Here is a 24,840-nt window from a genome sequence, read left to right as displayed (position 1 = left end):
CCCGATCCGTACCGCCGGGTAGGGTGCCGTCGCATGAGCACAGGCACACGCACGGGCACGCGTACGAAGACGGGCGGCACGCGCGGGACGGGCGGTAAGGGCGGCGGACGGGCCGGAGGGATACTCTCCGGGCTGGCCGTCGCCCTCGGCTCCGTCCTCTTCCTCGGCGGCTTCGTCTGGGGTGCGATCCTCTACCAGCCGTACACCGTTCCGACCGGTTCGATGACCCCGACCGTGGATGCCGGGGACCGGATCCTCGCCCAGCGCATCGACGGCTCCGAGGTACGCCGCGGCGACATCGTGGTCTTCAACGACTCGCTGTGGGGCGATGTCCCCATGGTCAAGCGGGTCGTGGCGGTCGGCGGTGACAAGGTCGCCTGCTGCGACAAGCAGGGGCGGCTGACGGTCGACGGGAAGCCGGTCGACGAGCCGTACCTGCTCGACCCCAAGGCGCCTGCCTCACCGACCGGCTTCTCGGCCACCGTGCCCAAGGGCAACCTCTTCATGATGGGCGACAACCGCGCCACGTCCGAGGACTCCCGCGTCCGGCTCACCGACTCCGACGACGGCTCCGTGCCGCGCAGCGCGGTGAGCGCACGCGCCGATGCCATCGCCTGGCCCGGTGGCCGTGCGGGCATGCTGCAGCGCACCGCGGCCTTCACGGGCCTGCCCGGAGGCGGGCCGTCCACTCCCGGGCCGCTGAAGGCCGTCGTGACGGCCGTGGTGGGCGGTGCCGTGCTCATCTTCTGCGGTGCCGCTTACGGGCCACTGGCGAATCTCGCGGGCCGCCGGCGGACGGCGCGCTGACGATGGCGCGGCGGCGCGCGGCGCGGGTCATCCTGCTCGATCCCTCCGACCGGATCCTGCTGCTGCACGGCTATGAGCCGGACGACCCGTCGGTGACCTGGTGGTTCACCCCGGGCGGCGGGGTCGAGAGGGACGAGGGCCTGGAGGACGCGGCGCGGCGCGAGCTCGCCGAGGAGACCGGGATCACGGACGTGAAGTTCGGGCCGGTGCTCTGGGAACGCTCGTGCGCGTTCGACTTCGACGGGCGGCGCTGGGAGCAGGACGAGTGGTATTTCCTGGCCCGCACCGACGACACCCGATTCCATACCGCCGGATTGACGGAATTGGAGCAGCGCAGCGTCACAGGGCTGCGATGGTGGACCTGTGAGGAACTTCTCGGCGCGCGTGAGACGGTGTATCCGACCAGACTCGCCGGACTGCTGCGCGCGCTGCTGGACGAAGGGCCCCCACCGTCCCCGATCCACCTGGGGACGGAGCGTGACTGACGCACAATGGGGGGACGTACGGCTGAAGGGGAACATGCCATGAGTGCCGAGGACCTCGAGAAGTACGAGACCGAGATGGAGCTCAAGCTCTACCGGGAGTACCGGGATGTCGTCGGCCTGTTCAAGTACGTGATCGAGACCGAGCGTCGCTTCTACCTCACCAACGACTACGAGATGCAGGTGCACTCGGTGCAGGGGGAGGTCTTCTTCGAAGTGTCGATGGCCGATGCGTGGGTGTGGGACATGTATCGCCCGGCGCGTTTCGTGAAGCAGGTGCGGGTGCTCACGTTCAAGGACGTGAACATCGAGGAGCTCAACAAGGCTGACCTGGACCTTCCGTCGGACGACTCCGGCTTCAACGGCTGAGCGGGCCGGGCCCGGCCCGGAGCCGGGCGGGACCCGCTCGGCCGTGCGGCGGTCCGGCCGCCGCGGTCCCTGCCCTGCGGGAGGTTATCCACAGGGTTCGGGCAAGATCATCTTTTGGGCACCACCTCCGTCACAGTGAGTGACGGAGGTGGTGTCACATGAACGCCCGAGGGGCATTCGGACGATACGGCGAGGAACTGGCGGCGCGGTCCCTGGCGGCTGCCGGGATGACCGTGCTGGAGCGGAACTGGCGCTGCCCGCACCGCGAGCGCCACGGCGAGATCGACATCGTGGCGGCGGACGGCGACGCCGTGGTCGTGTGCGAGGTCAAAGCGCGGACGGAGGGCGGCCGCGAGCATCCGATGGCCGCGGTCACCGCGCGCAAGGCCGAACGGCTGCGGCGGCTCGCCGAGTGCTGGCTGGCCGACCACGGCGGCCCACCGCCGCCCGGCGGGGTGCGCATCGACGTGGTCGGCGTGACCCTGCCGGAACGGGGCGCCGCCAGGGTCGAGCACGTGCGGGGGGCCGCCTGATGGGATTCGCCCGTACGTGTTCGGTGGCGCTGCTCGGAGTGGAGGGTGTCGTCGTCGAGGTCCAGGCCGACCTCGAACCCGGCGTCGCGGCGTTCACGCTGGTGGGGCTGCCCGACAAGAGCCTGAGTGAGAGTCGCGACCGGGTCCGTGCCGCGCTCGTCAACAGCGGGGAGACCTGGCCGCAGAAGAAGCTGACCGTCGGCCTGAGCCCCGCGTCCGTCCCCAAGGGGGGCAGCGGCTTCGATCTGGCCGTCGCGTGCGCCGTACTCGCCGCCAATGAGCGCGTCGCCCCGAAGGACATCGCCGATCTCATGATGATCGGCGAGCTGGGTCTCGACGGCCGCGTCCGTCCCGTGCGCGGGGTGCTCCCGGCCGTCCTGGCCGCCGTCGAAGCCGGTTACCGGCACGTGGTGGTGCCCGAGCGGACGGTGGCCGAGGCCTCGCTCGTGCCGGGCGTCTCCGTGCTCGGCGTGCGCAGCCTGCGGCAGCTGATCGCGCTCCTCAACGACGAGTTGGCACCCGAGGAGCCCGAGGAGCCCGGCGAGGGACGCCCCGACCCCATGCTGGCCGGGCTCGCCCTGCCCGGCGCGGGACACGGCACGGGGCTTTGCGACTCCGGGACGCCCGACCTCGCCGATGTCGCGGGGCAGGGGGTGGCCCGCACGGCCCTGGAAGTGGCGGCGGCGGGCGGCCACCACCTCTATCTCAAGGGCCCGCCCGGTGCCGGCAAGACCATGCTCGCGGAACGCCTGCCCGGCCTGCTCCCGCCGTTGACGCGGCAGGAGTCCGTCGAGGTCTCGGCCGTCCACTCGGTCGCCGGCATCCTGCCCGCGGGCAAGCCCCTGGTCGACGAGCCGCCCTACTGCGCCCCGCACCACTCGGCGACGATGCAGTCCCTCGTCGGCGGCGGAAACGCCCTGCCGCGCCCCGGCGCCGTCTCGCTGGCCCACAAGGGCGTGCTCTTCCTGGACGAGGCACCCGAGTTCAGTGGTCAGGCGCTCGACGCACTGCGTCAGCCCCTGGAAGCCGGGCACATCGTCATCGCGCGGGCGGCCGGCGTCGTACGCCTTCCCGCGCGATTTCTGCTCGTCCTGGCAGCCAACCCCTGCCCTTGCGGTCGCTACGGCACGCCTGGCGGCATGTGCGACTGCACGCCGAGCATGGTCCGCCGCTACCAGGGGCGGCTGTCCGGGCCCCTGCTGGACCGGATCGACCTGCGCGTGGAGGTCGAGGCGGTCAGCCGCTCCGAGCTGATGGGCAATGCCACCGGGGCCGAGAGCACGCACACGGTCGCGGAGCGGGTGCGTGAGGCAAGGGAGCGGGCGGCCGCGCGGTACGCGGGCACTCCATGGCGGATCAACAGCGAGGTCCCCGGCCATGAACTGCGGACCCGCTGGGCCGTCGCCCCGGGCGCCCTGCGCGCCGCCGAGCGGGACATGGAGCGAGGACTGCTCACCGCCCGCGGCCTCGACCGTGTGCTGCGGGTGGCCTGGAGCGTCGCCGACCTGGCCGGCCGCGACCGGCCCGACGGCGTCGACATGGAACGGGCCCTGGAGCTGCGCACCGGCGTCCGCCGCGGCCTCGCGGCCGCGGGGACGGCTGCGGCTACGGCGACTGCGACGGGGGGCCCATGATGGCCGACACGCTCTTCGACACCGATGACACCCTCGACGAGTCCGGCCCCGGGGGCGAACCGCCCCCGACCGACGAGGAACGCCTTGCCCGGGCGGCGCTCACACGTGTCGCCGACCCCGGAGACGAGACGGCCGGGCGCTGGCTGCGCGAGCTGGGTCCCGTCGAGACGCTCAGGGCACTCGCGGCGGGTGACGCGTTGCCCGGGGCGAGCGAGCGGCGGCGGGCCGGCTACACCCTGCGGGCGGCTCGCATCGACCCGGCGCGGGACCTGGCCGCGGTGCGGGCCATGGGCGGGCGGTTCCTGTGCCCGGGGGACACGGACTGGCCGAGTCAGCTGGACGATCTCGGTGACGAGCGGCCGTTCGGGCTGTGGACGCGTGGGCGGCCCTCCCTGCGGATGTGGGCGCTGCGCTCGGTCGCCGTCGTCGGCGCCCGTGCGTGCACCGAGTACGGCTCCCACATGGCGTCCACCCTCGGCGCGGACCTCGCCGAGTCGGGCTGGGTGGTCGTGTCCGGCGCCGCGTACGGCATCGACGGTGCGGCGCACCGCGGGGCGCTGTCCGTCAGCGGCGCGACCGTCGGCGTCGTCGCCTGCGGGGTGGACGTGCCCTATCCGCCCGGACATGCAGAGTTGATCGGACGCATCGCCGAACAAGGTCTGCTCGTCAGTGAATTGCCTCCCGCCTCGCATCCGACGCGGTCGCGGTTCGTGCTACGCAATCGCGTGATCGCGGCGTTGACCCGGGGCACGGTCGTGGTCGAGGCCCAGTACCGCAGCGGCTCGCTGATCACCGCCCGCCGCTCCCGTGAGCTGGGGCGCTTCGTCATGGGCGTGCCCGGTCCCTGCACGTCGGCGCTGTCTCAGGGGGTGCACGAACTGCTGCGCGCGGACGGCGTGCTGGTGACCGGCGCGGCCGAGGTGGCCGATCTCGTCGGCCGGATCGGTCAGGACCTCGCGCCCGAGCACCGTGGGCCTCTCCTGCCGCACGATTTGCTGCCGGCCGAGACCGCGCGGGTCCTGGAGGCACTGCCTGGCGGCCGGGCCGGCGCCGAGTGCGCGACGATCGCGGTGGCCGCCGCGAGCACCCCCGACGACACTCTCGGCCGGCTCCTGGAGCTGCACGTTCTCGGCTTTGTGGAACGTGACGGCGCGCGCTGGAAGTTGGCGGAAAACCATCTGAAGGAGGGGATCGCGCCGACACGCTCTGCCGGTGAACACACCATCAGGTGACAGGACGGTTCTTGACCTGGGACCTCCGGGATGGCGAGGTTATGGGGACGCCCTATCGTCGCCGTCTGCGACATCGTCGTCACGCTACGCTCAACGAGGTCCCAGTCCCGTCCGCCCGGCAGGTCACAGCAGAACGGCTCAAATCCACGCATGCACCCGCACACCCCCGGGTCAGACCGCGCGACGGCGGCGACCACCGTCACCGGTTCCCCCCGGCCTCCCGCCCCCACCACGCTCGACGCGCTGTGGCGGACCTACAAGTCCACGGGGGACACACGCCTGCGTGAGCAGTTGATCCTGCACTACTCGCCGCTGGTGAAGTACGTGGCCGGGCGCGTCAGCGTGGGTCTGCCCGCCAATGTCGAGCAGGCGGACTTCGTCTCCTCCGGGGTCTTCGGGCTCATCGACGCCATCGAGAAGTTCGACCCGGAGCGCGCGATCAAGTTCGAGACCTACGCGATCACCCGCATCCGCGGCGCCATGATCGACGAACTGCGCGCCCTGGACTGGATCCCCCGCTCGGTGCGCCAGAAGGCCCGCGCCGTCGAGCGCGCCTATGCCACGCTGGAGGCCTCGCTACGGCGCACTCCCAGCGAGCCCGAGGTCGCCGCGGAGATGGGCATCGCCCTGGAGGACCTGCACGCGGTCTTCAGCCAGCTCTCGCTCGCCAATGTCGTCGCCCTGGAGGATCTGCTGCACGGCGGCGTCGAGGGCGGCGACCGGCTGAGCCTCGTCGACACCCTGGAGGACACCGGCGCCGACAACCCCGTCGAGGTCGCCGAGGACCGTGAGCTGCGCCGGCTGCTGGCCCGGGCGATCAACACCCTCCCCGAGCGCGAGAAGACCGTGGTCACCCTCTACTACTACGAGGGGCTCACGCTCGCCGAGATCGGGCAGGTGCTCGGGGTGACCGAGAGCAGGGTCAGCCAGATCCACACCAAGTCCGTGCTCCAATTGCGCGCGAAACTGGCCGACGTCGGCCGATGACGTGCGTTGCCGACGGGAGGGCCCGGCCTCCGCGTGGCTTCCGTACAGTGGGGGCGTGCCCAAGATTCGAGCGGCCTCGGTGGCCGAGCACAGGTCGATGCAGCGCGACGCCCTGCTGGACGCCGCGCGAACCCTGCTCTCCGAGGGCGGTACGGAAGCGCTGACCTTCCCCGCCCTGGCCGAGCGCACAGGACTCGCCAGGTCCTCGGTCTACGAGTACTTCCGCTCGCGTGCGGCCGTCGTCGAGGAACTGTGCGCGGTGGACTTCCCCGTCTGGGCGGCGGAGGTCGAGGCGGCGATGGCGGCGGCCGGCAGCCCCGAGGGCAAGATCGAGGCCTACGTCCGCAGCCAGCTGGCACTCGTGGGGGACCGCAGGCACCGCGCCGTGGTCGCCATTTCCGCCGGTGAACTCGACGCGGGCGCCCGCGAGCGGATCCGTGCCGCGCACGGCGGCCTGATCGCCATGGTCGTCGACGCCCTGGGCACGCTCGGGCACCGTGAACCCCGGCTCATCGCCATGCTGCTGCAGGGTGTCGTGGACGCCGCCGTACGCCGCATCGAACTGGGCGCGGCCGAGGAGCCCGACGCCATCGCGGACGCGGCCGTCACCACGGCCCTGCGCGGGGTGCTCGGCTGAGAGCGGGCGCCGTCCCCTCCGTTCTCTCCGTGCCCTCGATTCCTTCAGTTCTGTCCGTCCCGTCGGGCAGCGGTACCCCGAACACCGGCAGCAGCCGCGACGGCCCGCCGCGCAGCATCGCGTCCGGCAGCAGTGACAGCGGATCCAGATAGACCTTCCCTCGCAGCAACCCCCAGTGCAGGCAGCCGCCCGGGCAGTGCCACGGCCCTTCCGCGAGAACCCCGACCACCTGGCCGGCGCGGACCTCCTCGCCCACCGTGACCGTCGCCCGAACCGGCTGGTACGTGATCCGCAGACCCTGCGCGAGTCCGATCACCACCACCCCGCGCCCGGCGACCGACCCGGCGTACGCCACGCGTCCGGGCGCCGCCGCGCGCACCGGTGCGCCGGGGCCCGCCCGCAGATCCACCCCCCGGTGTCCCGCGCCCCAGCGCACGAGCGGAGGTTCGAAGCCCCGTTCCACCACCGGACGGCGCGCCCCGTCGGCCGCCGCCACCGGCCAGGCACGGCCGGTCGCGCCGCCGCCTTGGTCATCCCGGCGTGCGACCGCGTCCGCGGGCCCCGAGAGCCCAACCAGCCACGTCGCCACCGCGAGGTACACCGTCACCACGAACACCGTCGATCTCGTCATGCCCCAACGGTGACGGAACCCGCCGCAAAGAGATGATCATGGTCGCGGCCTGTGGACAACCGCCCCGCGCCCCCACCCCGCAGGCACGATGTCGCCTGCCGCTCCGGCGGTCCCGTACACTTTCCATGGCGATCCGGGTCACCGGGTCGACTTCGCACGCCCCGCCACCGTCTTCCTCGTGAGCGGTGGACGCGCTCCTCGGTCCCTTGTGGCATGGCGCGTTCGGGGCGTCAGGCGCGGCCGCCGTCCGGTGGCCGCTCAGAACCGAGTACATCTAGGAGTACGGCCATGGCCGTCGTCACGATGCGGGAGCTGCTGGAGAGCGGCGTCCACTTCGGGCACCAGACCCGCCGCTGGAACCCGAAGATGAAGCGTTTCATCTTCACCGAGCGCAACGGCATCTACATCATCGACCTGCTCCAGTCGCTGTCGTACATCGACCGCGCCTACGAGTTCGTCAAGGAGACCGTCGCCCACGGCGGCTCCATCATGTTCGTTGGCACCAAGAAGCAGGCGCAGGAGGCCATCGCCGAGCAGGCCTCCCGCGTCGGCATGCCCTACGTCAACCAGCGCTGGCTGGGCGGCATGCTCACCAACTTCTCGACGGTCTACAAGCGCCTGCAGCGCCTGAAGGAGCTCGAGGAGATCGACTTCGAGGACGTGGCCGCCTCCGGCCTCACCAAGAAGGAGCTCCTGGTCCTCTCCCGTGAGAAGGAGAAGCTGGAGAAGACCCTCGGCGGTATCCGCGAGATGCAGAAGGTGCCCAGCGCCGTCTGGATCGTGGACACCAAGAAGGAGCACATTGCCGTCGGTGAGGCGCGCAAGCTCCGCATCCCGGTCGTCGCGATCCTCGACACCAACTGCGACCCCGACGAGGTCGACTACAAGATCCCGGGCAACGACGACGCGATCCGCTCCGTCACCCTGCTCACCCGTGTGATCGCCGACGCCGTCGCCGAGGGCCTCATCGCCCGCTCCGGCGCCGGTGCCGCCACCGGTGACAAGGCCGAGGGCGAGCCGCTCGCCGCCTGGGAGCGCGAGCTCCTCGAGGGCGACAAGGCCAAGGCCGACGAGTCCGCCGCCGAGCCGGCCGCCGCTGAGGCCGCCCCGGCCGAGGCCGCCACCGAGGCGCCCGCTGCTGAGGCGCCGGCCGCCGAGGCGCCGGCTGCTGAGGCCGCTCCGGCCGAGGCCGCTGCCGAGACCGCCGAGGCGCCGGCCGCCGACGCCGAGCAGGCCTGAGCCTCGCCCGCCTTCCGATGCGTGTGAGGACGGCGGGGGCTCCGGCCCCCGCCGTCCGTCCGTAGAACCGCCGGACTCACCGGATTCACCGACTTTCGAGAAGAGACTGACAGACATGGCGAACTTCACCGCCGCCGACGTCAAGAAGCTCCGCGAGCTCACCGCCGCGGGCATGATGGACTGCAAGAAGGCGCTCGAGGAGGCCGAGGGCGACCTGGACAAGGCCGTCGAGATCCTCCGGGTCAAGGGCCAGAAGGGTGTCACCAAGCGCGAGGGCCGCTCGGCCTCCAACGGCGCCGTGGTCTCCCTGATCGCCGGTGACAACAGCGAGGGTGTCCTCGTCGAGCTCAAGTGCGAGACCGACTTCGTCGCCAAGGGCGACAAGTTCGTGGCCACCGCCGACGCCATCGCCGCCCACGTCGCCGCCACCAAGCCGGCCGACCTGGAGAGCCTGCTCTCCTCCGAGATCAAGGACGGCCAGTCCGTCCAGGCCTTCGTCGACGAGGCGAACGCCACCCTCGGCGAGAAGATCGTCCTGGACCGCTTCGCGCAGTTCACCGACGGTTTCGTCGCCTCCTACCTGCACCGCACCAGCCCGGACCTGCCCCCGCAGGTCGGCGTCCTGGTCGAGCTGGACAAGGAGAACGCCGAGGTCGCCAAGGACGTCGCGCAGCACATCGCCGCCTTCGCCCCGACCTTCCTCTCCCGCGAGGACGTGCCGGCCGAGACCGTCGAGAACGAGCGTCGCGTCGCCGAGGCCACCGCCCGCGAGGAGGGCAAGCCCGAGGCCGCCCTGTCGAAGATCGTCGAGGGTCGCGTCAACGGCTACTTCAAGGAGAACGTCGTTCTCGAGCAGGCCTTCGCCAAGGACAACAAGAAGTCCGTCCAGAAGGTCCTCGACGAGGCCGGCGTCACGCTGAAGCGCTTCGCCCGCTTCCGCGTCGGCGTCTGAGCGTTCGAACCGCGCAAGCGATTGACCGACGACCCCGCTAGGGTCGTACGCAGCCTGCCGTTCACCGGCGGCCGGCCGCAGTTGTGACGAGGAGGCCATTGCTTCAGGGAACGATCACGAACCCTCGGCAATGGCCTTCTTCGTACGTGCACGAGGAGATCTCCATGGATCAGGGCGCCGACAAGGCCCACAAGACCAACGGCGACGGCTCCACCGCCCGCCGGTATCTGCTCAAGCTCTCCGGCGAGGCCTTCGCCGGCGGCGGGGGACTGGGTGTCGACCCCGACGTCGTGCACAAGATGGCCCGTGAGATCGCGGCGGTCGTCCGCGAGGGCTACGAGATCGCCGTCGTCATCGGCGGCGGCAACTTCTTCCGCGGCGCCGAACTCCAGCAGCGCGGGATGGACCGGGCGCGCTCCGACTACATGGGCATGCTCGGCACCGTCATGAACTGCCTCGCCCTCCAGGACTTTTTGGAGAAGGAGGGCATTCAGTCCCGCGTGCAGACCGCGATCACCATGGGCCAGGTCGCCGAGCCCTACATCCCGCTGCGGGCCGTGCGCCACCTGGAGAAGGGCCGTGTGGTCATCTTCGGCGCCGGTATGGGCATGCCCTACTTCTCCACCGACACCACCGCCGCGCAGCGCGCCCTGGAGATCGACGCCCAGGCGCTGCTGATGGGCAAGAACGGCGTCGACGGGGTCTACGACTCCGACCCCCGCAAGAACCCCGACGCCGTCATGTTCGACGCCCTGGAGTACGCCGACGTCATCGCCCGCGACCTGCGCGTCGCGGATCTGACGGCGATCACGCTCTGCCAGGACAACAGGCTTCCGATCCTCGTCTTCGAGCTCCTCGCGGAGGGCAACATCGCGCGGGCCGTGAAGGGTGAGAAGATCGGCACGCTCGTCAACGACACGGGCGCCCGCTGACGGACGACGCCGGCCGCATCCCGGCCGGCGATCCGCCCGGAACGGGGATGGACAACAGGCTGCCGGTCGGACACCGTGCAGGGAAGACGCGCGCAGGGGCCCCGACTAGATGGCTCCGCCTTCTGAAGACCAGGAGCACATGGTGATTGAAGAGACCCTCCTCGAGGCCGAGGAGAAGATGGAGAAGGCCGTCGTGGTCGCCAAGGAGGACTTCGCCGCGATCCGTACCGGCCGTGCCCACCCGGCGATGTTCAACAAGATCGTGGCGGACTACTACGGTGCCGCGACCCCGATCAACCAGCTGGCCTCCTTCGCGGTGCCCGAGGCGCGGATGGCCGTGATCACCCCCTTCGACAACTCGGCGCTGCGCAACATCGAGCAGGCCATCCGGGACTCCGACCTCGGTGTCAACCCGACCAACGACGGCCGGATCATCCGGGTGGTCTTCCCGCAGCTGACCGAGGAACGCCGCAAGGAGTACATCAAGGTCGCCCGCGGCAAGGCGGAGGACGCGCGGATCTCCGTCCGCAGCGTGCGCCGCAAGGCCAAGGAAACCCTCGACAAGCTCGTCAAGGACGGCGAGACCGGCGAGGACGAGGTGCGCCGGGCGGAGAAGGAGCTCGACGACACCACGCACAAGTACGTGGCGCAGATCGACGAGCTGCTCAAGCACAAGGAATCCGAGCTGCTCGAGGTCTGAGCCTCGCCGTCTGATTCCGGCCCCCGGGCCGGAACCGGCCGCACCGGGCCCGCGGGCCCGGGCGCCGCACCCCGGCCCCATGTGCCGACCCTGCTCCTCCTCCCACTCACCCCACCTCCGACCGACCCGGACCGGACGAAAACGCGAGGCGAATCTCCGTGAACGACTCTTCCTGGGGGGCTTCGCCACGCGCCGGCTCCTGGGGAGGCGAGGATGAAGGGGCCCCTCGTATGAGCGGCCCCTTGTTCCGCGACGATGCCCCCGAACCGGCGGATCACTCCGCGCGGCCCGACCGCTCCGCGCCGCAGCCGGCGGCCCCGGGCGGTCCCGCGAAGAAGAGCGCCGGGCGCAACCTGCGTGCCGCGATAGGGGTCGGCGTCGGCCTCGGCGTCGTCATCCTCGCCTCGCTCTTCATCGTCAAGGCGGTCTTCGTCGCCGTCGTCGCGGCGGCGGTCGTGGTGGGGCTGTGGGAGCTGACCTCCCGGCTCGCGGAGCGCAAGGGGATCAAGGCCCCGCTGATCCCGCTCGCCGTGGGCGGCGCCGCCATGGTCGTCGCCGGCTACGCGCGCGGCGCGGAGGGCGCGTGGGTGGCGATGGCCCTCACGGCGCTGGCCGTCCTGGTCTGGCGGATGACCGAGCCCCCGGAGAACTACCTCCGCGACGTCACGGCCGGCGTCTTCGCCGCGTTCTACGTGCCGTTCCTTGCCACCTTCGTGGTGATGATGCTCGCCGCGCACGACGGCCCGTGGCGGGTCTTCGTCTTCCTGCTGCTGACGGTCGTCAGCGACACCGGCGCGTACGCGGTGGGCTGGCGCTTCGGCACGCACAAGCTGGCCCCGCGCATCAGCCCCGGCAAGACCCGGGAGGGCCTGGTCGGGGCCGTCACCTTCGCGATGGCCGCCGGCGCGCTGTCCATGGAGTACCTGATCGACGGGGGCCACTGGTGGCAGGGTCTGCTGCTGGGTCTCGCCGTCGCGGCCAGCGCCACCCTCGGCGACCTCGGCGAGTCGATGATCAAGCGTGATCTCGGCATCAAGGACATGGGCAGGCTGCTGCCGGGCCACGGCGGCATCATGGACCGCCTGGACTCCCTCCTGCCGACCGCCCCGGTGGTGTGGCTGCTGCTGGTGGCCTTCGTCGGCTCCGGCTGACGCGCCGCTCCGCGCGGATGCGATCAACGGCGTCCTGGGGTGGACTTGATCAATCCCCCTGGACGTCGAGCCGTTGGAGCGAGCATGGCCGCGAAGCCCCTGGTACCGCCCTTCACGCGTGAGACCGCCATCGCGAAGGTCCGCATGGCCGAGGACTCCTGGAACTCGCGCGACCCCGCGAAGGTGGCGCTCGGGTATTCGCCGGACAGCCGCTGGCGCAATCGTGCGGAGTTCGTCAACGGGCGGGACGAGATCGTCGCGTTCCTCACCCGGAAGTGGAACCGGGAGCTGGACTACCGCCTGATCAAGGAATTGTGGGCCTTCGACGGCAACCGCATCGCCGTCCGCTTCGCCTACGAGTCCCACGACGACTCCGGCAACTGGTACCGCTCCTACGGCAACGAGAACTGGGAGTTCGACGACCAGGGGCTGAACCGCGTCCGCCACGCGTGCATCAACGATCTGCGCATCGAGGAGTCGGACCGGGCCTACCACTGGCCGCCCGGACGCCGCCCCGACGATCACCCCAGCCTGTCCGACCTGGGGTTCTGAGCCTCGCGGGATTCCGGCGACGCGGAAGCGTCTTGTCCGTGGCATGTCCGGCGCCGGTACCCGTGCCCTACCATCGGGCGGTGATCGATCCGGAGGGGCGGCAGGGCGGCACCGTGGAGACGTTCGACCTGGAATACCGCATGCGCAGGAAGGTCCCGCGGCGGTGGCTGGTGACGGTGTCCCTCGCGTTCCTGCCCCTGGTCATCGACTTGACGAGACCATCGGCCACCAGATGGCCGTGGTATCTGACGGTTTCCCTCGTCGCCTTCGTCCTTCTCGTGCTGATCCGCACAGTGCTCTACTTCGCACGGGGGTACACCAGGGTCGGTCATGGCGGGATCGCCACCCGCGGGGCGCTTCGGGACCGTCTCCACGCCTGGAGCGACCTCCACGACATCCGCGTCGAGGAGAACGAGAACGCCGGCCGGCGTTCGGCGCCCAAGTGGTGGATGTACGTGTACCGCACGGACGGCCGGCGCTTCGCCCTGCCGCATGTCACCGACTGGCAGGTGGACGACGCCGCGGGCGAGTTGGCCGCTATCCGTGCCCTGGGCGAGGGTTATCGCGGCATCCCCTGGACGGCCGACCCGCGGGTGGAGGCCCGCATCGGGCACCGGGCCGCGCGGCGCAAGGCGTGGGAGCGGGGCGTGGTGGCCGGTCTGATCGCCTTCGGCTGCGTGTGCTCCTTCGTCGTCGTGCGGCTGGTCGCCGGCGCGCGGCCGTCGCTGTGGCTCCTTGCGTGGGTCCCCCTGGGAACGCTGGCCGTCGTCACGGCACTGCTGCACTGGGCCTGCCGTCGGCGGGAGGCGCGGAGCGTCTGAGGCTGTCGTTCCCGAACGAGCCGCCGCAGTGGACCCGCGCTGGCCTGGTGTTCCCTGTGCGGCTAATATCGAACATATGTACGAACTGCCATCGGATCTGGAACGTCTGCGGGTGATCCGTCTGTACCTCCAGATACAGATCGACGCCGTGGACGCCAGGATCCGGAAGGCGGAGGCCGGCATCCGGCCCCAACGGCGTCCCGCGGCCGCCCGGGCCTGGCGCCTGCAGAGTGTTCCCGACCCCCAGGGCGGCCCCGGCCGTGGCGTAGTCCACCGTGACGACTGCCGCGTTCCCGGCGGCGGCCGGCTCAGCGCCAAGGAATTCGAGATCGCCCTCGGCATGCCCGACGTGTCCGCGTGCGCGATCTGCCGGCCGGACCGCCATGCCGCCAGGTCCTGACGGGGCATTACGCGGCCGGTACCTCCCGGGCCCGGCGCTCCGACGCGACGGCCGCGGCGCCGGCGCATACGACCGCGCCCAGGGCGAAGGCCGCGGCGGCCGGGTTGACGTAGTCCGGTACGGACGCGGCCGTGTAACTGCCGCCGTCCTTCGTTTCGCAGACGAAGCCGAGCGGCACGTATTCCACGCGGTAGTCCACGACGTGCAGCGCCCGCTCCCACGGGCCGGGTGATCTGCAGGGGCGCAGCGGTGCCGAATCGGTGCCGCCGTCCTCCGCCTCGATGACGGCTCCCGCGACGTGCAGCAGGCCCCAGGTGTACATAGCGACCGCGCAGGCGCCCAGCAGCGCCGCGCCGCACCGGAGCCGCACCTCGCGTCCGGCGCCGCGCACCCCGGACCGGCCGAGGGTGCCGAGTCCGTAGCCGGCCAGGGCGAGGACGGAGACGAGCCCGGCCGGGACGAGGAGTAGGGAGACCATCGGGCGAGTCCATCAGCGCGTGATCCGGACGGCTGTGACGGAGCCCACAGTTCCGGCAACAGGACTGTCACGGTGTGCGCGGTCGTGAACGAACGCCCCGTGAGGCTCGGTTGGACGGCACCCATGGACGCGGGGATCGCGGGCCGTTCCGTCAGGCGCGACGGGTCGCCATCTTGCGCAGGCCGTAGACAGCGGCGCCGGCGGCGATCACCGCGGCGCCCGACAGGACCGAGGCCAGGGGGAGCGTGAAGGCCAGGACGAGGCAGCCGGCCGTTCCCGCGATCGGCACGACGCGGACGGGGCGGCCCTCGGCAGGGGTGAGGGTCCAGGCGGAGGCGTTGGCGATGGCGTAGTAGGCCAGCACGCCGAAGGAGGAGAAGCCGATCGCGCCGCGCACGTCCGTGGTGGCTGCCAGGACGGCGACCACCGCGCCGACGGCCAACTCGGCGCGGTGCGGGACCTGGAAGCGGGGGTGGACGGCGGCGAGGGCGTGCGGGAGGTGCCGGTCGCGGGCCATCGCCAAAGTGGTGCGCGAGACGCCCAGGATCAGGGCGAGCAGCGATCCGAGCGCGGCCACCGCCGCGCCGGCCCGTACGACGGGCGCCAGGGCGGGCACTCCGGCAACCCGTACGGCGTCGACCAGAGGAGCGGTGGTGCGGGCGAGGCCGTCGGGGCCCAGGACGAGCAGGACGGAGACGGCGACAGCGGTGTAGACGACCAGGGTGATGCCGAGCGCCAGCGGGATCGCGCGCGGGATGGTCCGCCGCGGGTCGCGGACCTCCTCGCCGAGGGTGGCGATGCGTGCGTATCCGGCGAAGGCGAAGAACAGCAGCCCGGCCGCTTGGAGGACTCCGCCCAAGGAGGCGTCGGCGCCGACGTCGAGGCGGGCCGCGTCCGTGGTGCCCGAGGCGAGGCAGGCGGTGACCACCGCGGCGAGCACCGCCAGGACCACGGCGACGACCGCCCTGGTCAGCAGGGCGGACTTCTGCACCCCGGCGTAGTTCACCGCGGTGAGCGCGACCACCGCGGCGACTGCCACCGCGTGCGCTTGGCCCGGCCAGACGTAGGAGCCCACGGTCAGGGCCATCGCCGCGCAGGAGGCGGTCTTGCCGACGACGAAGCCCCAGCCGGCCAGGTAGCCCCAGAAGTCCCCGAGCCGCTCGCGTCCGTACACATAGGTGCCGCCCGACTGCGGATAGCGGGCCGCCAGCCTGGCCGAGGAGGTCGCGTTGCAGTACGCCACCACCGCCGCGAGGCCGAGGCCGAGCAGCAGCCCGGACCCGGCCACGGACGCGGCCGGGGCGAGAGCCGCGAAGATCCCGGCGCCGATCATCGATCCCAGCCCGATCATCACGGCGTCGGTCACGCCCAGGCGTCGCTTCAGCTCCGCGGTGCCGGAGGTGGCCGACGTGCTCAACGCTCACTCCTCACTGCACCGGCTCCGAGGCCGGGCAGAAGTGGATGGTCATACCGTCGCACGATATCGGCACCGGGTGGACGGCCGACCACGAGCGCCCAGCGGCCCGCTCCCGGAGAAGCGGCCCCGGGCCCGGCGCACGCATGGGGTGTTCCAGGCGGTCCGGGTTCGCGGACGGCGGGCCCGACGGGCCGGCAGGCTCGCCTGGATGACGAAGAACAGAAGCCGGCCTCGGCTAGACGGGCAGCACGTCGAGCGAGGGTTCGTCGTAGGCCGCCGCACAACCTCCTACGTTCGCCCAGGCTCCGATGGAGCAGATCATCAAGCACACCGGAGCCACGCCGGGTTTCTTCCAGGAATCTCGACGCTTGAGCTCTTGCCCGGCATCGTGGCGCCAGCGGGCTCGACGCGCGGCGGCGTGCGGGATGCGACGCATGTCGTTATCGCGCTGGCGCGGGGTGCGACAGTCGTCGGTATCGGCAGGCCATACGCATACGCCCTGTCCTATGGCGGCGCCGAAAGTCTGACCCACTTCTTAGTCGTTTCTCTTGTACTTGGCGATCTGTGGATTCAAGGACATCGCCGGACTCAGGGACGCCGACTGCGAACGGGTCACGGATCCGCCACGCCGTCAGTAGCAGTTACAGGAGGACGCATAGTAGAGAAATACGGCCGTAACGGCGAAGCTCACCAAAGCTGCGGCGGCCAAGCGGCCACGCCGTCCTGACCTGGCCGGCCGGAACATCTCCCAGGCGCCGTAGCCCAGGAAGGCCAGGACGGTCACGCCCAGGCCCCCGGCGAGCAGAGGGCTGCGACCCCAACCCCAGACAAATGCGCCTGCTATGCCCGCAAGCAGAACACAAGCGGCTATCGAGAGCAGAACCTCCAGTACGGCCTCGCCGAAGAACTCTCCCACGGCTCTGCCGACCTTGCGGGCCGCGCCACCACGCCTCATCTGGTCAGCCAATTCCGCTCCCAACGCGCATGATCTCAATGACGGGCACTGACCTTATGTGAGGCGGTGCCGAGCGGTGGGTGCATCTCATGCCCGCGGCAGGAAAGGTGCCCCGTCACATATTGGCGGCAACAAGGTCGTCACAACGAGGAGTTGGAGGTGGCGGGCAACTCGGGGGACGCCGGCCGTGGTGGCCGGCTTGCTGGCGACGGCGTGTTTCGCCGCCGCCGGCGTTCGGGGACCGCGATGTGGTGCCTGAGGAAACCTCACGTGATCCCTTGCCGGTGCGGCCGGGGTCGACGGCACGTGGGTGCTGCACGCTCCGGACGCCAAGCTGCTCGGCCAGGGGCGCGTCGTGGTGCGCCGGAGCGGCGGAGCCGGCGGCTGGCTCTGCCCGCTGAGTTTGCTCTGACCTCGCCCCGCCCAGGCGTTGCGCACGGCTGGCAGCATGGCGCTCTTCAAGCGGGAGGACGACGGCCGGCGGGTCTGCCGGTCGCTGTGGAAGTGCAGCAACCGGCACGTCTGGTGGAAGTGGGCAGACCGGCCGGACGGGCCATGGGAGGTCTGCCCGTGGCCGAAGCTGTTCCGCTGACATCCAACGCTGACATCAACGGCCACGAACGGTCCCGGATCAGTTCGGCTGCTGGGGAACCCGACTCCGCCAGCGACCACGTAGTTCCCGCAGGTGCCCCCGGACCCCGATCGAACTTGTAAAGCGGAGGGTTACCTGCTGGTGGCCAGGCGGAGGGGGGAGCGCTGGCCGTAGGGGTAGAACCACGGGCTGCAGTCACCTTCTTACAGGTGGGAGATCGCGACGAGCGCGTCGGCGGCGTTCTTGCAGTGCGGGTGGCATGCCGCGAAGGACGCGATGCGGGGTCGTTGGGCGACCAGCCAGTCGGCGACGGTTCGCGGTTCGCCGTCGTACCACCACTGGAACTCGAAGTCCTCCCACAGGAGGTCCGTCCCCCAGCCGACAGCCAGTCGGACGAGACCGGCGTCCGCGGCGGGGCCGGAGAGCCCGGCGAGGTGGTCCAGCCACGGCTCCAGGCCACCCGTGGCGTTGGCGAGGCCTTCGACCAGGTCGCGGATGTCCGAGGGGGAGCGGCCGTCTGTGAGCGCGAGGGTGAGCAGCGCCCGGAACGCTTGCTCGACCGCGGCGCGCTCGGCGACCGGCCAGTCGACCAGTCGGGCCCCGTACCGGGCGAGACGGGCCAGTTCGCCGGACGGGTCCGTACCGCCTTCACGGCCCCAGTGACGCAAGATGCGCGGCATGAGGCGGCGCCACAGGATCGGGTACTGGTCCGCGTCCCAGTGATCGACGACCTCGCGCACCACATATTGGAGGACATCATCCGGCACGGCGGATGGATCACCGCCGAGGAGGCGGAAGTCCGATTCCGAGGCGCAATAAGTGCACCCCGCCACCGGTCGGTCGAATCCGGGAGGGGAAGCGAAGATCCGGTCCACCTTTGCGAGCGCGAGCCGCCACATCGAGTACGGGTCGGGGTCGGACTGATCGAGCATGAAGGCTACCTACCGGGGACTCCGCACCGTGGGTCGGGCGAAGAGCGCGACGTTACACCGGATCGTGTCCGGCGTGTACCCGCTTCTTGACGCAGACGGTGCCAAGATCCGCAAGGTCGGGGCGGCTTCCGTTCCCGAAACCGTGCATCGGCTGCTGGGCCGTCCCTGGGTCGTGAAAGGTTGCCCAAGGTCGACAGGGGACGCCCGAGGGTGACGGTTCCCTCACCCATGTGACCTGGGCGAGCCCAGTTGATCTGCGACACTGGATGAACCATGCCTGCACCCGGAGAACTCACTTTCGTCGCGCCGCGCGCCGCCAAGAAGCCGCCGCGGCACCTTGCCGACCTCACGCCCGACGAGCGGCGGGAGGTGGTCGCGGAGCTGGGGGAGAAGCCGTTCCGGGCCAAGCAGCTGTCGCAGCACTACTTCGCGCGGTACACCGACGACCCGGCCACGTGGACGGACATCCCGGCGGCGGCGCGCGGGAAGCTGGCGGAAGGGCTGCTGCCGGACCTGATGTCGGTCGTGCGGCACAGCAGCACGGACAACGACACGACGCGCAAGACGCTGTGGCGGCTGTTCGACGGGACGCTGGTCGAGTCGGTGCTCATGCGCTACCCGGACCGCGTGACGATGTGCATCAGCTCGCAGGCGGGCTGCGGCATGAACTGCCCGTTCTGCGCGACCGGGCAGGCCGGGCTGGACCGGAACCTGTCCACCGGCGAGATCGTGCACCAGATCGTGGCGGGCATGCGGGCGCTGCGCGACGGGGAGATCCCGGGCGGTCCCGCGCGGCTGTCGAACATCGTCTTCATGGGCATGGGCGAGCCGCTGGCGAACTACAAGCGGGTGGTGGGCGCCATCCGCCGGCTGACCGACCCCGAGCCGGACGGGCTGGGGCTGTCGCAGCGGGGCATCACCGTCTCGACGGTCGGCCTGGTGCCGGCGATGCTGCGCTTCGCGGACGAGGGCTTCAAGTGCCGTCTCGCGGTCTCGCTGCACGCGCCCGACGACGAACTGCGCGACACCCTGGTGCCGGTCAACACCCGCTGGAAGGTGCGCGAGGTGCTGGACGCCGCGTGGCACTACGCGGACGTTTCCGGGCGCCGCGTGTCGATCGAGTACGCGCTCATCAGGGACATCAACGACCAGGCGTGGCGCGCGGATCTGCTGGGCCGCTTGCTCAAGGGCAAGCGCGTGCACGTCAATCTCATCCCGCTCAACCCCACGCCGGGCTCGAAGTGGACCGCGTCGCGGCCCGAGGACGAGCGGGCGTTCGTCGCGGCGCTGGAGGCGCACGGCGTGCCGGTGACGGTGCGGGACACCCGGGGCCAGGAGATCGACGGGGCCTGCGGGCAGCTGGCGGCTTCCGAGCGCTGAGCGGCACTTGCTAGTGTGATGGTCGTTTGCGGCTCTTTGCCGTGAACGATCGACAAAAGAACATCCGACAGGGGAGCGCACACAGCGCTGAGAGTGCGGCACGGCCGCAGACCCTCGAACCTGATCCGGGTCATACCGGCGTAGGGAGTCACTTGATGAGCACCATCCGTCGGCGTGCCGCCGGCACCGCCCTCGTCGTCGCGCTCGGCGCGGCGTCCCTCGCGGCCTGTGGCGGAAGCGACGATTCCGCCGACGGCGGGAGCGGCGGCAAGGGCAGCGGTTCCAAGACCGTCACCCTCGTCAGCCACGATTCCTTCGCCGCCTCGAAGGCCGTCCTCAAGGACTTCACGCAGCAGACCGGCTACACGGTGAAGGTCCTGCGCGGCGGCGACGCGGGCGCGGCGGTCAACCAGGCCGTGCTCTCCAAGGGCAACCCGCAGGGCGACGTCTTCTTCGGCGTCGACAACACCCTGCTCTCCCGCGCCCTGGACAACGGTCTGTTCGCACCGTACGAGGCGAAGGACCTGGACAAGGTCCCCGCCGCCCTCCAGCTCGACGCCGCCGAGCACCGCGTCACGCCCATCGACTTCGGCGACGTCTGCGTCAACTACGACCGCGCCTGGTTCGCGGAGCACAAGCTGCCCGTCCCGCAGACCTTCGACGACCTGGTCAAGCCGGAGTACAAGGACCTGCTGGTCACGGAGAACGCCGCGACCTCCTCCCCGGGCCTGGCCTTCCTGCTGGCGACCACCGCGAAGTACGGCGACGGGGGCTGGCAGGACTACTGGACGAAGCTGAGGGCCAACGGCGTCCAGGTCGTCGACGGCTGGGAGCAGGCCTACTACGACAACTTCTCGGGCGCGGGCGGCGGCAAGGGCGACAAGCCGCTGGTCGTGTCGTACGCCTCCAGCCCGCCCGCCGAGGTGCTCGCGCTGAAGAAGCAGCCCGAGCAGGGCCCGACCGGCGTGGCGACGGCCACCTGCTTCCGGCAGATCGAGTTCGCCGGACTGCTGGACGGCGCGAAGAACACCGAGGGCGGCAAGGCGCTCATCGACTTCCTGCTGAGCCGCACCTTCCAGGAGGACATGCCGCTCAACATGTTCGTGAACCCCGTCAGGGACGACGCGAAGCTGCCCGAGGTCTTCACCAAGTACGCGCCCGTGATCAGCGGTTCCGCCACCGTCGAGCCGAAGAAGATCGCCGCGAACCGTGAGCAGTGGGTCAAGACGTGGTCCTCGCTCGTGCTGAAGTAACCGGAGCGGCCCGGCGGAGGACGGCCGCCCTGCGGCCGCACGCCGTGCGGCTCGGCCTGTTGGCCGTGCCGGCCGTCTTCTTCGCGGTGTTCTTCGGCTACCCGGTCGCCGCCATCGTCACCCGCGGGCTCCGCGAGGGCGGGCGGTGGCGGCTGGGCCGGTTCGCGGACGTGCTGGGCGACCCCGACATCCTGCATGTGCTGTGGTTCACCTGCTGGCAGGCGGCCGCCTCGACCGCGCTCACCCTGGCGATCGCCCTGCCGGGGGCCTATGTGTTCGCGCGCTTCGACTTCCCCGGGCGGCATCTGCTGCGGGCGGTCGTGACCGTGCCCTTCGTGCTGCCGACGGTGGTCGTCGGCTCGGCGTTCCTCGCGCTGCTGGGGCGGGGCGGGCTGCTGGACGAGCTGTGGGGGGTGCGCCTGGACACCACGGTGTGGGCGATCCTGCTGGCGCACGTCTTCTTCAACTACGCCGTGGTCGTACGGACCGTGGGCGGCCTGTGGTCGCAGCTCGACCCGCGGCAGGAGGAGGCCGCGCGGGTCCTGGGCGCCGGGCGGTTCGCCGCCTGGCGGCGCGTGACGCTGCCCGCGCTCGGGCCCGCCGTGGCCGCGGCCGCCGTCATGGTGTTCCTCTTCACCTTCACGTCCTTCGGGGTCGTGCAGATCCTCGGCGGGCCCACCTTCTCCACCCTGGAGGTGGAGATCTACCGCGAGACCGCCCAGTTGCTGGACCTGCCGACGGCCGCCGTGCTGACGATCGTCCAGTTCGCCGCCGTCGCCGGCATCCTGGCCGTGCACGCCCGGACCGTACGGCGGCGCGAGAGCGCGCTGCGGCTGGTCGACCCGGCGGGAACGGCGCGCCGGCCGCGCGGCGCGGGCGAGTGGGGGCTGCTGGCCGGGACGCTCGGGGTGGCCGCGCTGCTGATCCTGGTGCCGCTCGGCGTGCTGGTCGAACGGTCGCTGGACGGGCCCGAGGGCTACGGCCTGGACTTCTACCGCGCGCTCGGCTCGGCGGGCGCGGGCGGCGGCACCTTCGTGGTGGCGCCGGTGAGCGCGGTGTGGAACTCGCTGGAGTACGCGGCCGCGGCCACCGCGATCGCCCTGGTCGTCGGCGGACTGGCGGCCGCCGCCCTCACCCGGCGCGCCGGGCGGTTCGTCCGCGGCTTCGACGCGCTGCTGATGCTGCCGCTCGGCACCTCCGCCGTCACCATCGGCTTCGGTTTCCTCATCACCCTCGACGAACCGCCGCTGGATCTGCGGTCCTCGTGGATCCTCGTGCCGCTCGCCCAGGCGCTGGTCGGCGTGCCCTTCGTGGTGCGCACCATGCTGCCCGTGCTGCGCGCCGTGGACGAGCGGCTGCGCGAGGCGGCCGCGGTGCTCGGGGCGTCGCCGCTGCGCGCCTGGCGCGAGGTGGACCTGCCGCTGGTGCGGCGGGCCCTGCTGGTGGCGGCGGGCTTCGCCTTCGCCGTCTCCCTGGGCGAGTTCGGGGCGACGGTCTTCATCGCACGGCCCGACAACCCCACGCTGCCGGTCGCGGTCGCGCGCCTGCTGGGGCGGGCCGGCGAACTCAACTACGGGCAGGCGATGGCGCTGAGCACCGTGCTGATGCTGGTGTGCGCGGGCGCGCTGCTGGCGCTGGAACGCCTGCGTATCCATGGCGTCCACGGCACCGACGGTTCGGGGGAGTTCTGATGGCCCTGCTGCGACTGGACGGCGCCACCGTGTGCTTCGGCGGACGGGCCGCCCTCGATGCCGTGGATTTGGAGGTCGCCGAGCACGAGACGGTGTGCGTGCTCGGGCCCAGCGGTGGCGGAAAGTCCACGATGCTGCGGGCCGTGGCCGGACTGCATCCGCTCGACGCAGGGCGCGTGCTGCTCGGCGACCGGGACCAGGCGGCCGTGCCGGTACACCGGCGCGGGGTGGGCCTGATGTTCCAGGACCACCAGCTCTTCCCGCAGCACGACGTCGCGGGCAACGTCGGCTTCGGTCTGCGCATGCGCGGGACGCCGCGGGGTGAACGCGACCGCGTGGTGGGGGAGTTGCTGGAGCTCGTCGGACTTCCCGGCGCGCAGCGGCGCGCCGTGGCGTCCCTGTCGGGCGGTGAGCAGCAGCGGGTCGCACTGGCCCGCGCGCTCGCGCCCGAGCCGCGGCTGCTCATGCTGGACGAGCCGCTCGGGCAGCTCGACCGCGGACTGCGCGAACGCCTCGTGGTCGAACTGCGCGAGCTGTTCCGCCGGTTGGGCACGACCGTGCTGGCCGTCACGCACGACCAGGGCGAGGCCTTCGCGCTCGCCGACCGGGTCGTCGTCATGCGCGACGGGCGCGTGGAACAGGCCGGCACCCCGCTGGAGGTGTGGCGGCGGCCCGCGTCGGAGTTCGTGGCCCGCTTCCTCGGGTTCGGCAACGTACCGGCCGTGACCGTCACCGGCGACGCCGCCGACACTCCCTGGGGCAAGATCCCCGTACCGCCCGGATCACCGCAGGGGCCCGGGAGGCTCCTGGTGCGCCCCGCCGGGGTGCGCCTCGTGCCTACCGAGGAGGGGCTGCCCTGTGCGGTCGTCGCCCGCACCTTCCGCGGCGACCAGGTCACACTGCTGCTGGAGCCCGCCGGCGGGCCGCGGCTGGAGGCCTCGTGCGCCCTGCGCGACGCGCCCGCCGAGGGGGAGACGGTCGGTGTCGCCTTCGCCGCCGACGAGGTCGTGGTGCTCGGGGCCTGAGGCCCGGTGCCCCGGTGGCGGTCACCGGGCCCAGGTGGGGACCCAGATCCCGGTGGTGCCGTGACCGGTCCGCGTGGCGCGCAGATGGTCGCGCAGCGCGGCCAGGGCCGGGTGCGGGTTGTCGGTGTGCCAGAGGAGCGAGTGCGGGTACACCGGCGTCGGGTCGCGCAGGGGGACACGGCGCAGGTCGTGGTGGGCGGGCCAGACGACACGGGTGCCCTCGCCGACGAGGGTCGCCAGCACGGCGGAGTCGGCGATGGTGTCCAGCAGCGGTTCGGTCCCGAAGTCCGGCCCGGTCGCATCGATGGTGAGCCCGAACGCGGCGGCGAGGTCGGCGTAGTACGCGGCCCACTCGGTGCCGGCGACGAGCCCCGGCATCCAGATGCGGTGCCCGGCGAGCCGGTCCGGCGCGACCGTGCGGGCCGCCGCGAACACATGGCCGGGTCCGGTCAGCAACTGCACGGGTTCGTCGTGCACCCGCATCGCCCGAACGCCCTCGGGGAGGTCCCGCGCAGGCGCCGTCAGGGCCCGGAAGGACGCGTCGATCGTGCCGGAACGGACGGCCGCGAGGGCCGCGTCGGCGTCGAACAGGGTCACGACGTCGAGTTCGGTCCCCGGATGCGCGCGGTGGAAGTCGCGCAGCAGCCCGGCGGGGGCGAGCCTGCGCCCGATGACGTCCACCCGCAGGGCGCGCCTGCCGGGCCGGACGGAGGCGGCCGCCCGCTCCGCGGTCCGCAGGAGCTCTCGCGCGTGCGGCGCGAACGCCTGCCCGTCGATGGTGAGCCGGGCCCCGCGCGGGGTGCGGGTGAACAGCCGCACCCCGAGCTCCTTCTCCAGCCCGGCGACGCGCTTGGAAACGGCCTGCTGCGTGATCGACAGGCCGGCCGCGGCCTCCCGGAACTGCCCCGTGTCCGCGACCGCGACGAAGGTGCGTACGGCGTCGAGATCCACGGCGGCAAGCCTATGCCGACAACCCGTGGTTGTGGCAGACGGGCGTCAGGGTTGTTTGATCAGGCGTTCCCCACTCGCTTGGATGGCACCCGGTCCACGCGCGGTTG

At 71.5% G+C, this 24,840-nt stretch carries 26 protein-coding genes and 1 riboswitch; of the genes, 21 read left to right on the top strand and 5 right to left on the bottom strand.

Annotated features, from left to right (window positions below; translation table 11 throughout):
• Nucleotides 1-33: 33 nt before the first annotated feature.
• The 8 genes from lepB to ACFWVC_RS18740 all read left to right on the top strand — a co-directional run bounded on the left by lepB (nt 34) and on the right by ACFWVC_RS18740 (nt 6,681).
• Nucleotides 34-807, top strand: a complete 774-nt coding sequence (gene lepB / locus ACFWVC_RS18775) for a signal peptidase I (RefSeq protein ID WP_384286652.1) — start codon at nt 34-36, stop codon at nt 805-807.
• A 2-nt stretch (nt 808-809) separates the two neighbouring features.
• Nucleotides 810-1,292, top strand: a complete 483-nt coding sequence (locus tag ACFWVC_RS18770) for an NUDIX hydrolase (protein ID WP_384286649.1) — start codon at nt 810-812, stop codon at nt 1,290-1,292.
• Between the two features lie 39 nt (nt 1,293-1,331).
• The gene (locus ACFWVC_RS18765) at nt 1,332-1,658 is read left to right on the top strand and encodes a DUF2469 domain-containing protein (RefSeq protein WP_018562949.1); all 327 of its coding nucleotides are present in this window, start codon (nt 1,332-1,334) and stop codon (nt 1,656-1,658) included.
• Nucleotides 1,659-1,816: 158 nt separating this feature from the next.
• On the top strand, nt 1,817-2,191 hold the full coding sequence (locus ACFWVC_RS18760; protein WP_384286646.1) for a YraN family protein: 375 nt from the start codon (nt 1,817-1,819) through the stop codon (nt 2,189-2,191).
• Nucleotides 2,191-3,825, top strand: a complete 1,635-nt coding sequence (locus tag ACFWVC_RS18755; RefSeq protein WP_384286643.1) for a YifB family Mg chelatase-like AAA ATPase — start codon at nt 2,191-2,193, stop codon at nt 3,823-3,825. Before ACFWVC_RS18760 ends, ACFWVC_RS18755 begins: the two co-directional genes overlap by 1 nt.
• Entirely contained in the window at nt 3,822-5,057 is a 1,236-nt protein-coding gene (gene dprA / locus ACFWVC_RS18750) for a DNA-processing protein DprA (protein WP_384286640.1), read from the top strand. The genes ACFWVC_RS18755 and dprA overlap by 4 nt, the downstream gene beginning before the upstream one ends.
• Nucleotides 5,058-5,207: 150 nt before the next feature.
• A complete protein-coding gene (gene whiG, locus ACFWVC_RS18745) occupies nt 5,208-6,044 on the top strand; it encodes an RNA polymerase sigma factor WhiG (protein WP_384286638.1) in 837 nt (278 codons plus the stop codon).
• A 79-nt stretch (nt 6,045-6,123) separates the two neighbouring features.
• Nucleotides 6,124-6,681 (top strand): TetR/AcrR family transcriptional regulator, encoded by a 558-nt coding sequence (locus ACFWVC_RS18740; protein WP_384286809.1) that lies wholly within the window; start codon nt 6,124-6,126, stop codon nt 6,679-6,681.
• Here ACFWVC_RS18740 and ACFWVC_RS18735 read toward each other — a convergent pair.
• Complete coding sequence (locus tag ACFWVC_RS18735) at nt 6,650-7,312, bottom strand: murein hydrolase activator EnvC family protein (RefSeq protein WP_384286635.1); 663 nt, start codon at nt 7,310-7,312, stop codon at nt 6,650-6,652. The two genes, ACFWVC_RS18740 and ACFWVC_RS18735, sit on opposite strands and share 32 nt — an antisense overlap.
• Nucleotides 7,313-7,600: 288 nt before the next feature.
• Here ACFWVC_RS18735 and rpsB point away from each other — a divergent pair, with 288 nt between their 5' ends.
• The 8 genes from rpsB (at nt 7,601) to ACFWVC_RS18695 (ending at nt 14,059) form a co-directional block, all read left to right on the top strand.
• Nucleotides 7,601-8,551 carry a 30S ribosomal protein S2 gene (gene rpsB / locus ACFWVC_RS18730; protein WP_384286632.1) on the top strand — a complete coding sequence of 317 codons (951 nt, stop codon included), beginning with the start codon at nt 7,601-7,603 and terminating at the stop codon, nt 8,549-8,551.
• A gap of 115 nt (nt 8,552-8,666) precedes the next feature.
• The gene (tsf, locus tag ACFWVC_RS18725; protein ID WP_384286629.1) at nt 8,667-9,503 is read left to right on the top strand and encodes a translation elongation factor Ts; all 837 of its coding nucleotides are present in this window, start codon (nt 8,667-8,669) and stop codon (nt 9,501-9,503) included.
• Nucleotides 9,504-9,667: 164 nt separating this feature from the next.
• Nucleotides 9,668-10,435, top strand: coding sequence for a UMP kinase (pyrH, locus tag ACFWVC_RS18720; RefSeq protein WP_384286627.1), 768 nt, complete (start codon nt 9,668-9,670; stop codon nt 10,433-10,435).
• 142 nt (nt 10,436-10,577) lie between these two features.
• A complete protein-coding gene (frr, locus tag ACFWVC_RS18715; RefSeq protein ID WP_319660044.1) occupies nt 10,578-11,135 on the top strand; it encodes a ribosome recycling factor in 558 nt (185 codons plus the stop codon).
• Nucleotides 11,136-11,365: 230 nt separating this feature from the next.
• Nucleotides 11,366-12,286, top strand: coding sequence for a phosphatidate cytidylyltransferase (locus ACFWVC_RS18710; RefSeq protein WP_384286625.1), 921 nt, complete (start codon nt 11,366-11,368; stop codon nt 12,284-12,286).
• Between the two features lie 84 nt (nt 12,287-12,370).
• Entirely contained in the window at nt 12,371-12,838 is a 468-nt protein-coding gene (locus tag ACFWVC_RS18705) for a DUF1348 family protein (RefSeq protein ID WP_384286623.1), read from the top strand.
• Between the two features lie 80 nt (nt 12,839-12,918).
• Complete coding sequence (locus ACFWVC_RS18700) at nt 12,919-13,659, top strand: hypothetical protein (protein ID WP_384286620.1); 741 nt, start codon at nt 12,919-12,921, stop codon at nt 13,657-13,659.
• Nucleotides 13,660-13,735: 76 nt separating this feature from the next.
• A complete protein-coding gene (locus ACFWVC_RS18695; RefSeq protein WP_384286617.1) occupies nt 13,736-14,059 on the top strand; it encodes a DUF6233 domain-containing protein in 324 nt (107 codons plus the stop codon).
• Nucleotides 14,060-14,066: 7 nt separating this feature from the next.
• Here the strand turns inward: ACFWVC_RS18695 and ACFWVC_RS18690 are convergent, their stop codons facing one another.
• Both ACFWVC_RS18690 and ACFWVC_RS18685 read right to left on the bottom strand, forming a co-directional pair.
• Complete coding sequence (locus ACFWVC_RS18690; RefSeq protein ID WP_384286614.1) at nt 14,067-14,537, bottom strand: hypothetical protein; 471 nt, start codon at nt 14,535-14,537, stop codon at nt 14,067-14,069.
• 151 nt (nt 14,538-14,688) lie between these two features.
• On the bottom strand, nt 14,689-15,954 hold the full coding sequence (locus ACFWVC_RS18685) for an APC family permease (protein WP_384286612.1): 1,266 nt from the start codon (nt 15,952-15,954) through the stop codon (nt 14,689-14,691).
• Between the two features lie 208 nt (nt 15,955-16,162).
• On the opposite strand from ACFWVC_RS18685, the gene ACFWVC_RS18680 reads away from it, so the two are divergent.
• Entirely contained in the window at nt 16,163-16,681 is a 519-nt protein-coding gene (locus ACFWVC_RS18680) for an alpha-hydroxy-acid oxidizing protein (RefSeq protein WP_384286610.1), read from the top strand.
• Between the two features lie 1,023 nt (nt 16,682-17,704).
• On the opposite strand, the gene ACFWVC_RS18675 is transcribed toward ACFWVC_RS18680, so the two are convergent.
• Nucleotides 17,705-18,433: a hypothetical protein gene (locus tag ACFWVC_RS18675; RefSeq protein WP_384286607.1), complete on the bottom strand. Its 729-nt coding sequence runs from the start codon at nt 18,431-18,433 to the stop codon at nt 17,705-17,707.
• Between the two features lie 273 nt (nt 18,434-18,706).
• On the opposite strand from ACFWVC_RS18675, the gene rlmN reads away from it, so the two are divergent.
• From rlmN to ACFWVC_RS18655, 4 genes are all read left to right on the top strand, one after another.
• Nucleotides 18,707-19,813 carry a 23S rRNA (adenine(2503)-C(2))-methyltransferase RlmN gene (gene rlmN, locus ACFWVC_RS18670; protein WP_384286605.1) on the top strand — a complete coding sequence of 369 codons (1,107 nt, stop codon included), beginning with the start codon at nt 18,707-18,709 and terminating at the stop codon, nt 19,811-19,813.
• Nucleotides 19,814-19,872: 59 nt separating this feature from the next.
• A riboswitch (TPP riboswitch) is annotated at nt 19,873-19,977 on the top strand.
• Nucleotides 19,969-21,066, top strand: coding sequence for a thiamine ABC transporter substrate binding subunit (locus ACFWVC_RS18665; protein ID WP_384286603.1), 1,098 nt, complete (start codon nt 19,969-19,971; stop codon nt 21,064-21,066). (Overlaps the previous riboswitch by 9 nt.)
• A 59-nt stretch (nt 21,067-21,125) precedes the next feature.
• A complete protein-coding gene (locus tag ACFWVC_RS18660) occupies nt 21,126-22,757 on the top strand; it encodes an ABC transporter permease (protein ID WP_384286805.1) in 1,632 nt (543 codons plus the stop codon).
• Nucleotides 22,757-23,782 (top strand): ABC transporter ATP-binding protein, encoded by a 1,026-nt coding sequence (locus ACFWVC_RS18655; RefSeq protein WP_384286601.1) that lies wholly within the window; start codon nt 22,757-22,759, stop codon nt 23,780-23,782. Before ACFWVC_RS18660 ends, ACFWVC_RS18655 begins: the two co-directional genes overlap by 1 nt.
• A 21-nt stretch (nt 23,783-23,803) precedes the next feature.
• On the opposite strand, the gene ACFWVC_RS18650 is transcribed toward ACFWVC_RS18655, so the two are convergent.
• A complete protein-coding gene (locus ACFWVC_RS18650) occupies nt 23,804-24,733 on the bottom strand; it encodes a LysR family transcriptional regulator (protein WP_384286598.1) in 930 nt (309 codons plus the stop codon).
• Between the last annotated feature and the right edge of the window lie 107 nt (nt 24,734-24,840).

The sequence above is a fragment of the Streptomyces sp. NPDC058691 genome, from assembly GCF_042714775.1.
Lineage (GTDB): Bacteria > Actinomycetota > Actinomycetes > Streptomycetales > Streptomycetaceae > Actinacidiphila.
Note: the sequence above shows the minus strand (reverse complement) of the source record. Positions and strands in the feature narration are given on the sequence as shown.

What these genes read in the sequence shown, in the direction of transcription:
- lepB (WP_384286652.1), top strand. Translation starts at nt 34, where the DNA reads ATGAGCACAGGCACACGCACGGGCACGCGTACGAAGACGGGCGGCACG.
- ACFWVC_RS18770 (WP_384286649.1), top strand. Translation starts at nt 810, where the DNA reads ATGGCGCGGCGGCGCGCGGCGCGGGTCATCCTGCTCGATCCCTCCGAC.
- ACFWVC_RS18765 (WP_018562949.1), top strand. Translation starts at nt 1,332, where the DNA reads ATGAGTGCCGAGGACCTCGAGAAGTACGAGACCGAGATGGAGCTCAAG.
- ACFWVC_RS18760 (WP_384286646.1), top strand. Translation starts at nt 1,817, where the DNA reads ATGAACGCCCGAGGGGCATTCGGACGATACGGCGAGGAACTGGCGGCG.
- ACFWVC_RS18755 (WP_384286643.1), top strand. Translation starts at nt 2,191, where the DNA reads ATGGGATTCGCCCGTACGTGTTCGGTGGCGCTGCTCGGAGTGGAGGGT.
- dprA (WP_384286640.1), top strand. Translation starts at nt 3,822, where the DNA reads ATGATGGCCGACACGCTCTTCGACACCGATGACACCCTCGACGAGTCC.
- whiG (WP_384286638.1), top strand. Translation starts at nt 5,208, where the DNA reads ATGCACCCGCACACCCCCGGGTCAGACCGCGCGACGGCGGCGACCACC.
- ACFWVC_RS18735 (WP_384286635.1), bottom strand. Translation starts at nt 7,312, where the DNA reads ATGACGAGATCGACGGTGTTCGTGGTGACGGTGTACCTCGCGGTGGCG.
- rpsB (WP_384286632.1), top strand. Translation starts at nt 7,601, where the DNA reads ATGGCCGTCGTCACGATGCGGGAGCTGCTGGAGAGCGGCGTCCACTTC.
- tsf (WP_384286629.1), top strand. Translation starts at nt 8,667, where the DNA reads ATGGCGAACTTCACCGCCGCCGACGTCAAGAAGCTCCGCGAGCTCACC.
- pyrH (WP_384286627.1), top strand. Translation starts at nt 9,668, where the DNA reads ATGGATCAGGGCGCCGACAAGGCCCACAAGACCAACGGCGACGGCTCC.
- ACFWVC_RS18710 (WP_384286625.1), top strand. Translation starts at nt 11,366, where the DNA reads ATGAGCGGCCCCTTGTTCCGCGACGATGCCCCCGAACCGGCGGATCAC.
- ACFWVC_RS18705 (WP_384286623.1), top strand. Translation starts at nt 12,371, where the DNA reads ATGGCCGCGAAGCCCCTGGTACCGCCCTTCACGCGTGAGACCGCCATC.
- ACFWVC_RS18695 (WP_384286617.1), top strand. Translation starts at nt 13,736, where the DNA reads ATGTACGAACTGCCATCGGATCTGGAACGTCTGCGGGTGATCCGTCTG.
- ACFWVC_RS18690 (WP_384286614.1), bottom strand. Translation starts at nt 14,537, where the DNA reads ATGGTCTCCCTACTCCTCGTCCCGGCCGGGCTCGTCTCCGTCCTCGCC.
- ACFWVC_RS18680 (WP_384286610.1), top strand. Translation starts at nt 16,163, where the DNA reads ATGACGAAGAACAGAAGCCGGCCTCGGCTAGACGGGCAGCACGTCGAG.
- ACFWVC_RS18675 (WP_384286607.1), bottom strand. Translation starts at nt 18,433, where the DNA reads ATGCTCGATCAGTCCGACCCCGACCCGTACTCGATGTGGCGGCTCGCG.
- rlmN (WP_384286605.1), top strand. Translation starts at nt 18,707, where the DNA reads ATGCCTGCACCCGGAGAACTCACTTTCGTCGCGCCGCGCGCCGCCAAG.
- ACFWVC_RS18665 (WP_384286603.1), top strand. Translation starts at nt 19,969, where the DNA reads ATGAGCACCATCCGTCGGCGTGCCGCCGGCACCGCCCTCGTCGTCGCG.
- ACFWVC_RS18655 (WP_384286601.1), top strand. Translation starts at nt 22,757, where the DNA reads ATGGCCCTGCTGCGACTGGACGGCGCCACCGTGTGCTTCGGCGGACGG.